This window comes from Nostocoides japonicum T1-X7 (genome assembly GCF_001046855.1).
Classification (GTDB): domain Bacteria; phylum Actinomycetota; class Actinomycetes; order Actinomycetales; family Dermatophilaceae; genus Nostocoides; species Nostocoides japonicum.
This window is the reverse complement of record NZ_HF570958.1, coordinates 4,305,112-4,315,760: the sequence shown is the minus strand read 5'-3', so window position 1 is coordinate 4,315,760 and position 10,649 is coordinate 4,305,112. Positions and strand designations below refer to the sequence as shown.

The window sequence follows — 10,649 nt, the reverse complement described above, 5'->3', positions numbered from 1 at the left end:
GCCGGCCGACCGACCGGCCGCCGACGACCCGGCGCGTCGCGCGCAGCTGCGGCGTCTCGCGACGGACGGGATGGTCGTCCTGAAGAATGCCGGCGGGCTGCTGCCGCTGCCCGCCGACGCCCTCTCCGCGCCGGGCTCGGTCGCCCTCGTCGGCCGGCTCGCGATCCGCACGACATGCATGGGCGGCGGGTCGGCCCAGGTGAACCCGCCGCATGAGATCTCGGTCGCCGAGGGACTGCGGACCGCTCTCGGCGACGCCGTGACGGTCGTCGACGGCGTCGAGGTCCACGAGCGGCCGCAGCTGGCCGAGGCGGCCGCGATCGAGGATCCCGACAACGGCGTCTCCGGTATGCGGGTGAGGATCCTCGACGCGAGTCGTGAGGTCATGTCGAACGAGCACAGCGAGGGAGCCGCCGTCACGATCGGCTTCGACGACGATCTGCCCCGCCCCCCGCAGAGCGTCCGTCTCTCGGCGCGGCTCGTCTCGGGCGGGCTCACGCGGGTCGGCGTGATCGGCACCGGCCGGTGGCGGATCACGCTCGACGGGACCGACCTGGCCGAGCTCGACGTGACCCCGGACGGCTTCGACCCGGGGGGCGCGGTGCTCCTGCCTCCCTCGTGGAGCATGGACCTCGAGGTGCGCGAGGGTGCCCTCCTGGAGGCCGAGTGCTCGATCGTCCGGACCACCCCGCAGCCCGGCCCGGACGGGCTCGTCGGCACCCTGTCGCACATGATCGCCTCCGGCATGGGCACTCGGGGCCTGGTCGCCGGCCCCGCGCCTCGGCCCATGGAGGACGTCCTCGCCGACGCCGTGGCGGCCGCGCGCTCCGCGGAGGTGGCCGTCGTCGTCGTCGGCAACACGGCCGAACGGGAGACCGAGGCGAAGGACAAGAGCACCCTCGCGCTGCCCGGCGAGCAGGACGCGCTCGTGCGCGCGGTCGCCGGAGCGGCCCGGCGGACCGTCGTCGTCGTCAACTCGGCGACGCCCGTCCTCATGCCGTGGTTCGACGCCGTCGACGCCGTCCTCGTCGCCGGCATACCGGGCCAGGAGGGCGGGCACGCCGTCGCGGACGCCCTCCTCGGAGTGCGGGAACCGGCCGGCCGCCTCGTCACCTCGTGGCCGGCCGCCGATGGCGCGGCACCCGCGTGGGACGTCGCCGTGACGCCCACCGCCCTCGATCTGCCCTACACCGACGACGTCTTCGTCGGCTATCGGGGCTTCCACGCCGGCCGTGCACCGGCGCCCGCGCACTGGCTGGGAGAGGGCCAGGGCTACGGCGAGTTCACGTATGCGGACGTCGAGCTCGTCGATGCGGGAGATGCGGTGGCGGCGACGATGGGGGCTGGGGCAGCTCCGACCGTCGCCGTCACCGTGCGCAACGCCGCACCCCGGGCGGCCCGCGAGGTCGTCCAGGTCTACTTCCAGCCCGCCGACGAGACCGAGCCCGTGCGCCTCGCAGGGTTCGCCGCGGTCGACGTGCCGGCCGCAGGGGAGTCCCGTGTCGTCGTTCCGACCGATGCTCGGCTGTGGCGGCGCTGGGACGAGGGCTCCTCGGCGTGGACCACACTGGGCGGCGGAGCGCTGCTCCTCGCCCGGGGACTCGGCGACGTGCGGGCCCGGCTGGAGCTGCCCTGAGCCGGCAACCGCATCGTCTGTCGAGCCGTGGGTCGGGGTGATCGCCCCGACCGACGGCTCGGTCGGCCGGTCGGGAGGACGGGCTGACCTAGGACGCCTTGTCGAGGGGAGCCGGGAGGGCGCGGACGGTCGAGGACGTCGCGACGTAGGCGCCGAGGAGGCGGACGCCGGCGGCCCGGCATACCGCGATCATGCTCTCGTGCCACGCGCGGTCCTCGTCGGTCAGCAGGAAGGTCCCCGGGCGCCCGCGGGCGACGACGACGGAGCCCTCGGTGGCGGCGACGAGGTCGAGGACGGACCGGAGCGTCGCGGCGAGCTCCTGGTGCGGGAGATCCTCGGGGATGGCGTCGATGACGACCGGCTTGACGCCGATGTCGTCGGCGGAGCAGATCATCAGGGCGAACGATCCCGCGTCACGGGAGCCGGGGTCGAGGATGAGGTCGACGACATCGGCGGCCGTCTTCGGGTCGGACAGAGGCATCTGGCTCATGTCGAGCGGCAGGTCACGGTAGGACATGACGGGAACCCTGCCCGAGGTCGCCGCGGAGCGTCGGTCGTCATCCACAGGGGCTCCGGCAGCCTGTGGACAACGACCTGTTCCGAGCCCGAGGTCAGCGGCCCGGCAGTCCCGAGACGAGGGTGGCGACGATCCGGTCCGTCGTGGCCGTCGTCGCGGCGTCGAGTGCCGTCGCGGTCGTCCGCTCGTACCCCAGCCGCACCTCGTACACGCCGCCGACCCAGACGTACTCGTCGACCCGGGCCGGCGTCGATCCGGTGCGTGTCGTCGCGCACGTGACGGAGGACCCGGAGGTCGTCGGCGTCGCGCCGATCGCTGAGCAGTGGGACGTGCGGTATGCGGCGGAGTACCGCTGCGGGTCGGCGCCCACGGTGACGTCGAGGTCGGCGATCTCCGTGTGCACCGCGCAGGAGTCGGTCGCCGTGGAGGTGCCGACGGACCGCTTCGCCGCCGGCGTGCCACCGGGCGTGAGCTGGGCGACGGCTGCCGCGTCGACGGCACTGCACGCACGAGGGATGTCGAGGGAGATGTCGGTGCGGTCCCCGCGCAGCCACGCCGCGAGGACGACGAGGAGGGGGATCGCGCCGATCGCGAAGACGAGCAGCACGGCGAGCTGTGGTCGTCCGCCCCGGGTCCCCCCGCCCGAGGGCTGCGCCGCCATGCGGCCACCCTAACGACCCGGGACGCGCCACCCCCGGCCTGCCCGCGGTGCTCGCTTTATCGGGTGACCCCGGAACCCGTGCCGTCGCCGCGGTGCTCGCTTTATCGGGTGACCCCGGAACCCGTGCCGTCGCTGCGGTGCTCGCTTTGTCGGGTGACCCCGGAACCCATGACTTCACCCGACAAGGGAAGTCGGGTGAGGCTCAGTCTTCCAGGGTGACCCGATAAAGCTGCTGCTGGGGGGCGATGTGGCCAGTCTTCCGGGGTGACCCGATAAAGCTGCTGCTGGGGGGCGATGTGGCCAGTCTTCCGGGGTCACCCGATAAAGCTGGTGGGGGGCGATGTGGCCAAGGTTCCGGGGCGATCCGACAAGGCTCCCGACAAGGTCGCCGAGGCCGGGCGCTGTCGGTGGTCCACGGCAGGCTCGTCCCATGCTCATCCATGCCGACGCGGACGCCTTCTTCGCCTCCGTCGCGGCCCGCGACGACCCGACCCTGCGAGGCCGGCCGTTCGTCGTGGCCTGGGAGGTCGTGGCGTGCGCGTCCTACGAGGCTCGTGCGCTCGGCGTCCACAGCGGTATGCCGGTGCGCCAGGCCCAGCGCGTCGCGCCGGGCCTCGTCGTCGTCGGCCTCGACCACGAGTCGGTCGTCGCCGCGAGCGAGGATCTCTTCGCCGCCTTCCGGTCGGTCACCTCCTGGGTCGAGCCGGGGTCCATGGAGGAGGCCTTCCTCGACGTGCGACCGCAAGGGCTCGACGCCGTCGAGACGGCTCGAGCGCTGCGTGAGCGGGTCCGCGACGAGGTCGGGCTGGCCGTCAGCATGGGCGTCGGCACGACGAAGCTCATGGCGAAGGTGGCATCCCGTCGCGCCAAACCCGACGGGATGGTCGTCATCTCCCAGGGAGAGGACCGCGCCGTCCGGCGCGCCCTGCGCATCGACGAGCTGTGGGGCATCGGCCGCGAGAAGGCGGCGATCCTTGCCGCACAAGGAGTCCGCGTCGTCGCCGACCTCGATGGACGGGAGGTCCGCGAGCTGCGGCCGATCGTGGGCACGATGGTCGCCCGCCGTCTCGCCGCCATCGTGGCAGGCACCGACGACGCGACGATCCGCATCCCGGGGCAGCGGCGGACCGCGGGCGCCGAGCGCACCATCGCTCCGGCCACCCGCAGCAGGTCGACGGTCGAGGAGGTGTTCGGCGGGGTCGTCCGGTCGGCCCTCGGCCGGATGCCGGCCGGGACAGAGGTGACGCGTGTCGACGTCGAGGTCCGGTTCGACGACGGCGGCGCGACGAGCCGCAGTGGACGGCTCGACGTGCCGACCGCGACGCCCGACGAGCTCACGGCTCATGCGCATCGGCTCCTCGTGGGCACGGCATACGAGGAGGACGGTCGCGGGGTCTCGGTCGTCGGCGTCGCCCTCTCCCTCCGACCCGCCCGGACCGACCCCGACCAGCTCCTCCTGCCGTGGTGACCCGGACCGAGCGGCCCCGCGGCCCACCCCGCCGGTCTGACAGACTCGGCACCGTGAGCAGGGCCGACTTCCACAACCTCTACCGGCACGGGTTCGCGCGGGTCGCGGCCTGCACGGTGCCCGTGGCGCTGGCCGACCCGGCGACGAACCTCGAGCGCATCGTCGACGAGATCCGGGCGTGTCACGACGAGAGCGTCGCGGTGGCCCTCTTCCCGGAGCTGTCGCTGTCCGGGTATGCCATCGACGACCTGCTCCTCCAGGACGTCCTCCTCGACGCGGTCGACGCGGCCGTCGTCGCGCTCGCCGACGCGACGGCCGACCTGCGACCTCTCGTCGTCGTGGGCGCGCCGCTGCGCAACGGGAACCGCCTCTACAACTGCGCGGTCGTCGTGCACCGTGGCCGGGTCCTCGGGGTCGCGCCGAAGTCGTTCCTGCCGACCTATCGCGAGTTCTACGAGAAGCGGCACTTCGCGAGCGGGGCGGACCAGAGCGGTGGACGGCTGCACCGTCCGCACTGGCCGGGAGCGGACGAGGGCGGCCACTTCGCATGGGGACCGGACCTCGTCTTCACGGCGACCGACGTCGAGGGCCTCGCCGTCCACGCGGAGATCTGCGAGGACATGTGGGTTCCCGTCCCGCCGAGTGCGCACGCCGCCCTCGCCGGCGCGACCGTCCTGCTCAACCTCTCGGCCTCGCCCATCACCGTCGGACGCGCCGACGACCGGCACCTGCTCGCCCGCTCGGCGAGCGCCCGGTGCAACGCCGTCTACGCGTATGCCGCGGCGATGAGCGGCGAGAGCACGACCGACCTATCGTGGGACGGCCTGACGATGGTCTACGAGATGGGCGAGCTCCTCGGGGCGAGCGAGCGCTTCCCGCATACGGCGTCCCGGACCGTCGTCGACGTCGACCTCGACCGGCTGCGCCAGGAGCGGATGCGGCAGGGGTCCTTCGACGACGACAGGCTGGCCGACTCCCGTGACGGCCAGGCGGATCGGCTTCGTCGCATACCCTTCACGCTCGACCCTCCGACCGGGGACCTGGGGTTCCGGCGCAGCGTCGACCGGTTCCCCTTCGTCCCCGACGACCCGGCCCGGCTCGCGCAGGACTGCTACGAGGCATACAACATCCAGGTCTCCGGCCTCGAGCGGCGGATGGCGGCGATCGGCCGGCCGAAGATCGTCATCGGGGTGAGCGGCGGTCTCGACTCGACGCACGCCCTCATCGTCGCGGCCCAGGCGATGGACCGGCTCGGCCGGCCACGCAGCGACATCCTCGCGTTCACGATGCCGGGGTTCGCGACGAGCGCGGGCACCAAGGACAACGCGACGGCGCTGTCCCGGGCGCTGGGGGTGACCTTCGAGGAGATCGACATCCGGCCGCTCGCGACCCAGCTGCTGAAGGACCTCGGCCACCCGTTCGGCAGCGGCGAGGAGGTCTACGACGTCACCTTCGAGAACGTCCAGGCCGGCATCCGCACCGACGTCCTCTTCCGGGCGGCCAACCAGCGCGGCGGCATCGTCCTCGGCACCGGCGACCTGTCCGAGCTCGCCCTCGGCTGGTGCACCTACGGCGTCGGCGATCAGATGAGCCATTACGCCGTGAACACCGGCGTGCCGAAGACCCTGATGCAGCACCTCATCCGGTGGGTCGTGAGCAGCAGGCAGTTCGACGACGAGGTCAACGCGACCCTCACCTCGATCCTCGAGACCGAGATCAGCCCCGAGCTCGTGCCTGTCAAGGAGGGCGAGCGGCCGCAGTCGACGCAGGCGTCCGTCGGCCCGTACGCCCTCCAGGACTTCACCCTCTTCCACCTCCTGCGGTGGGGGGCGCGTCCGAGTCGGATCGCCTTCCTCGCCGAGCAGGCGTGGGCGGACGCCGCCCGGGGGGAGTGGCCGGCGGGATACCCCGAGGCGGAGCGCGTCGCCTACGACCTGGAGCAGATCGTCCACTGGGAGGAGGTCTTCCTCCGCCGGTTCTTCGCCAACCAGTTCAAGCGGTCGGCGATCCCCAACGGGCCGAAGGTCGTCGCCGGCGGATCCCTGTCGCCGCGCGGCGACTGGCGGATGCCGTCGGATGCGGGTCCCGGCCCGTGGCTCGGCGAGCTGCGGGGGGCGGTCGACGGGGTGCTGCCCCCGTGAGGTGCTCCCGGTGCGGAGCCGAGCTGCGGCCCGACGCGGCCTTCTGCGACCGATGCGGTGCGCCGACGACGCAGGGCAAGCCCTCGCGCGGCCGGGTCGCCGTCGTCATGGTGCTCGCCGTCGCCCTCTTCGTCGTCCTCGCCATGATCGGCATCCGCGGGCTCCTCGGATCCGGCGGCGGCGAGAACGCACCGGACGGATCGGTGACCTCGGCGGCCGGTGGCGCCGGCACGTCGTCCGGCGCGTCGGGTGCCTCGACGGGCGGGGCCACGCAGACGCCCTTCTCCACGGCGTCCCTGCCCGCCGGGGCGACGCCGTGCCCCGAGTCATCGGCGAGCCCGAACTCGCTCGGTGCCTGGTCGGGCACGAGCCGGACCAGCTGCGGGTTCGCGCTCGCGGTGCGGGACGCCTACGTCGCGACGGCGCCGAACGGCGGCGAGGCGACCGTGCGCGCCGAGTCGCCGATCACGCATACGACCTACACGATGACGTGCACGGGATCGCAGCCGGCGACGTGCAAGGGCGGCGACGACGCCGTCGTCTACCTCGCGCGCTAGCTCTCGCCCGGCAGCCCTACATCGCGACCGCCGACCCGTAGCCGGTGGCGAACGGGCGGTCGCTGGAGACGATCTGCTTGCCGAGCGGGGCGAGCGTGACGGGGATGATCTTCAGCTCGGCGATGGCGAGGGGGATCCCGATGATGGTGACCGCGAGCGCCACGGCCGAGATGACATGGCCGATCGCGAGCCAGATCCCGGCCACGAGGAACCAGATGACGTTGCCGAGGAACGAGCCCACCCCGGCCGTCGGCTTCGCGACCACGGTCCGCCCGAACGGCCACAGGACGTAGTTCGCGACCCGGAAGGCCGCGAAGCCCCACGGGATCGTGACGACGAGGACGAAGCAGATGAGCCCGGCGACGGCGTACGCGAGGGCCATCGGCAGGCCCGCGAGCACGAGCCAGACGACGTTGAGGACGATCCTCAGGAGGGTCTTCACGCCGACATTCTCCGGTATGCGGATGGGTCGGCACCGGCCCGGCCTCGGGTATGCCGATGGCGCCGGGTCAGGCCCTGCTGGTCGAGTGGTGCACGGGCCCCGATCGGGTGCCAGACCGCCAGGACGTCGGCCGCTGGGGCGCGGGGTGGTGGTGCACAGGCCCCGATCGGGTGCCAGACCGCCGGGGGGTTTCGCCGGTGTCGGTCACGGCGGCTAGGTTCGGCTCCATGCACCGTGCACTTCCGTCGCGGGCCGTCCGCGGACTGGCCGACCGGCTCTGCGGCGCGAAGCCGGCCACCCGGGCGACCACTGGGCGCCGGACCGTCCTCGTGACCGGCGCGGCGTCCGGGCTCGGCCTCGCCCTCGTGCGGCGGTTCGCGGCCCGCGGCGACGAGGTGCTGGCGACCGACCGCGCCGCGACGCTGGAGGAGGGCATCCTCCCGGACGGGGTGGCATACCGGCGACTCGACGTGACGTGCGACGGCGACTGGGCCGCCACCCGAGCGTGGGTGCTCGAGCGCTTCGGTCACCTCGATCTCCTCGTCAACAACGCCGGCGTCGCCGTGGGCGGTCGCATCGACGTCTCGACGCCCGCCGACTGGGAGCGCGTCGTCGCCGTCAACCTCCTTGGCGTGGCCCGGGGCTGCCATGCGTTCGCGAGCGTCTTCACGGCGCAGCGGGCCGGTCATGTCGTCATGACCGCCTCCCTCGCTGGGCTCGTCCACGGGCCGCAGATGGCGGCATACAGCGCGACGAAGGCCGGCGTCGTCGCCATCGGCGAGGCGCTCCGCTACGAGCTCGCCCCCTGGGACGTGCGGGTCTCGGTCATCTGCCCGTCGTTCTTCCGCACCGGGCTCGCCGCCTCGCTCGACGGCGCGGACGTCGAGGCGGAGCGGACGGCCGCGCGGCTCATCGCCGAGGCGCCCCGCAGCGCCGACGAGGTGGCCGAGCGAGCCCTGGCGGGCATCGATGCCGGGCGACCGCTCATCCTCACCGACCGGGACGGCCACCTCCTCTTCTGGACCAAGCGGCTCCTGCGGCCGGCCTACGACGCCGCCCTCCTCGCCGCGGGACGTCGCGCGGCCCGTGAACCGGCGCCCACCGAGACAGTACCCACCGCGGCGGCCCGTGAGCCGAGCCCCACCGCGGCGGGTCCGAGGCCCGGCCTCACCGAGGCGTCCCGATGACCAGCCGGGTCCTTCTCGTCCGGCACGGACAGGCCTCGTGGGGCAAGAAGGACTACGACCAGCTCTCCCCGCTCGGGGAGCGGCAGTCGGCGATCCTCGGCACGGCGCTCGCTGCCCGCCACGTCGAGCCGACGGTTGTCGTGGCCGGCGGGCTCGCGCGCCAGCAGGAGACGGCCCGCCGGCTCGTCGGGGCGGCAGGTTGGGGCTCCGAGATCGAGGTCGACGAGCGGTGGAACGAGTACGACCACACGGCGATCATCACCGCCCACAAACCGGCATACCGGTCGATGACCATCATGAAGGCCGACCTCGTGCGGACCTTCCGGCCCTACCGGGCGTTCATGAAGATGTTCGAGCAGGCCCTCGTCCGATGGGCCCAGGGCGGCCACGACGGCGACTACGAGGAGACCTTCTCGGCCTTCACCGCGCGGGTCACCGCCGCGCTCGACGACCTGCTGACGCGGCTCGGCAACGACGGCACGGCCATCGTCTGCACGTCCGCCGGCCCGGTGTGCTGGGCCCTGGCCAGCACGCTCGGCGCCGACGCCCTCGCCTGGGGGCACCTGCAGATCCCCATCGTCAACTCCTCGGTGTCGTCGATCACCTCCAGCCGCTACGGCCCGCTCGTCACCGGCTACAACGACCACAGTCACCTCGAGGTCGTCGACCCGCAGCTCGCCACGACCCGCTGAGGCGCCCATGACCGACACGACGGACCACCTGAGCGGCCGCCACGGCCTGCGGCGGATGCGCGGCCGGTCGCCGGGCGAGGCGCACCGGGTCGCCTCGCCACTCGAGCTCTTCTACGACCTGACGTTCGCCATCGCCTTCGGCGTGACGGGCACCCAGACGGCACATCTGCTCGCCGAAGGGCACTGGGGTCCGGCGCTGCTCGGGTTCGTCTTCGCGATGTTCGCGATCGTCTGGGCCTGGATCGGGTACACGTGGTTCGCCTCGGCGTTCGACACCGACGACTGGCTCTTCCGGCTGCTCACCATGACCCAGATGCTCGGCGTCCTCGTCCTCGCCGTCGGCCTGCCCTCCGTCTTCCACTCGATCGACGAGGGCGGCCGGCTGGCCAACGGGGTCGTCATCATCGGGTACGTCGTCATGAGGGTGTCCCAGGTCAGCCTGTGGCTGCGCGCCTCCCGCAGCGTCTCCCTGCCGCTCCGTGCGGGCTGTCTCACGTATGCCGTCGGCGTCGGCATCGTCCAGCTCGGCTGGATCGCCTTCTACGTCCTGCACCCCCACGGACCGGCGGTCGCCGTGGGATGGCTCGTCCTCGTCGTGGCCGAGGTCACGGTGCCGGTCGTCGGGGAGCGACGCGGCGGCGGCACACCGTGGCACCCGCACCACATCGCCGAGCGATACGGGTCGCTCGCCCTCATCGCGCTCGGCGAGTGTCTCATCGGCACGATCGGCACCCTCTCGGCCATCATCGAGAAGGGCTGGACACTCGACGTCGCGCTCGTCGGCCTGGCCGGGACCGGGCTGGCCTTCTGTCTGTGGTGGGTCTACTTCTCCGCGCCGAACGGCGAGCTGCTCGCCCGTCGCCGGGACCGGTCGTTCCGCTTCGGTTACGGCCACGCCCCGCTCTTCGCCGCCATCGCCGGCATCGGTGCGGGCCTCGACGTGTGCGCCGACTGGCTCGACGGCAGGGCCGAGCACATCACGCCGGCGCAGGTGGTCCTCTGCGTCGCGGTGCCCGTCTTCGTCTTCACGACCGTGGTCCTCGGTCTCTACCGGCTGCTCCTCGGCCCGCACCCGAGCCAGGCCATCCTGTCCGCCGCGGTCCTGGCGATCCTCGCCGTCGCCGTCCTCCTCGCGCACTCCGGAGTGTCCTTGCCGGTATGCCTTCTCGTCGTCACCGCGGCGCCCCTCCTGCTCGTCCTCGCCGACGAGATCATCGGTGCCCGCTGGCGCGCGGACCGGTTCGCTGCCCTCGCCGACTGACAGGACGCCTCGCCGACCGACAGCCTCACCGGGTCGGCTGGCGGTTTGGCACCCGATCGGGGCCTGTGCACCACCGCTCGGTGACCC

At 72.9% G+C, this 10,649-nt stretch carries 10 protein-coding genes; 7 read left to right on the top strand and 3 right to left on the bottom strand.

Translation table 11 applies throughout. The annotated features are described in order from the left end of the window. Window positions 1–1,636, top strand: a 1,636-nt coding sequence (locus BN12_RS19590) for a glycoside hydrolase family 3 C-terminal domain-containing protein (protein WP_048555145.1), incomplete at its 5' end; no start/stop codon positions are given. Window positions 1,637–1,724: 88 nt separating this feature from the next. Here the strand turns inward: BN12_RS19590 and BN12_RS19585 are convergent. Together BN12_RS19585 and BN12_RS19580 are read right to left on the bottom strand one after the other, a co-directional pair. After that, window positions 1,725–2,153, bottom strand: coding sequence for a hypothetical protein (locus tag BN12_RS19585; RefSeq protein WP_157635575.1), 429 nt, complete (start codon window positions 2,151–2,153; stop codon window positions 1,725–1,727). A gap of 94 nt (window positions 2,154–2,247) precedes the next feature. Then, complete coding sequence (locus tag BN12_RS19580) at window positions 2,248–2,814, bottom strand: hypothetical protein (protein WP_157635574.1); 567 nt, start codon at window positions 2,812–2,814, stop codon at window positions 2,248–2,250. Window positions 2,815–3,244: 430 nt separating this feature from the next. On the opposite strand from BN12_RS19580, the gene BN12_RS19575 reads away from it, so the two are divergent. The 3 genes from BN12_RS19575 to BN12_RS19565 are packed head-to-tail and all read left to right on the top strand — an operon-like array spanning window position 3,245 to window position 6,980. Beyond that, entirely contained in the window at window positions 3,245–4,282 is a 1,038-nt protein-coding gene (locus tag BN12_RS19575; protein ID WP_048555139.1) for a Y-family DNA polymerase, read from the top strand. Between the two features lie 53 nt (window positions 4,283–4,335). After that, complete coding sequence (locus tag BN12_RS19570; RefSeq protein ID WP_048555137.1) at window positions 4,336–6,423, top strand: NAD(+) synthase; 2,088 nt, start codon at window positions 4,336–4,338, stop codon at window positions 6,421–6,423. Next, the gene (locus BN12_RS19565; protein WP_048555135.1) at window positions 6,420–6,980 is read left to right on the top strand and encodes a zinc ribbon domain-containing protein; all 561 of its coding nucleotides are present in this window, start codon (window positions 6,420–6,422) and stop codon (window positions 6,978–6,980) included. Before BN12_RS19570 ends, BN12_RS19565 begins: the two co-directional genes overlap by 4 nt. A gap of 16 nt (window positions 6,981–6,996) precedes the next feature. On the opposite strand, the gene BN12_RS19560 is transcribed toward BN12_RS19565, so the two are convergent. Then, window positions 6,997–7,410, bottom strand: a complete 414-nt coding sequence (locus tag BN12_RS19560; protein ID WP_048556636.1) for a YccF domain-containing protein — start codon at window positions 7,408–7,410, stop codon at window positions 6,997–6,999. Between the two features lie 239 nt (window positions 7,411–7,649). On the opposite strand from BN12_RS19560, the gene BN12_RS19555 reads away from it, so the two are divergent. The 3 genes from BN12_RS19555 to BN12_RS19545 are packed head-to-tail and all read left to right on the top strand — an operon-like array spanning window position 7,650 to window position 10,562. Then, the gene (locus BN12_RS19555) at window positions 7,650–8,609 is read left to right on the top strand and encodes an SDR family NAD(P)-dependent oxidoreductase (RefSeq protein WP_083454787.1); all 960 of its coding nucleotides are present in this window, start codon (window positions 7,650–7,652) and stop codon (window positions 8,607–8,609) included. Further along, on the top strand, window positions 8,606–9,301 hold the full coding sequence (locus tag BN12_RS19550; RefSeq protein WP_048555133.1) for a histidine phosphatase family protein: 696 nt from the start codon (window positions 8,606–8,608) through the stop codon (window positions 9,299–9,301). The genes BN12_RS19555 and BN12_RS19550 overlap by 4 nt, the downstream gene beginning before the upstream one ends. Before the next feature lie 7 nt (window positions 9,302–9,308). Then, window positions 9,309–10,562: a low temperature requirement protein A gene (locus BN12_RS19545; protein WP_048555131.1), complete on the top strand. Its 1,254-nt coding sequence runs from the start codon at window positions 9,309–9,311 to the stop codon at window positions 10,560–10,562. The last annotated feature ends 87 nt before the right edge of the window (window positions 10,563–10,649 follow it).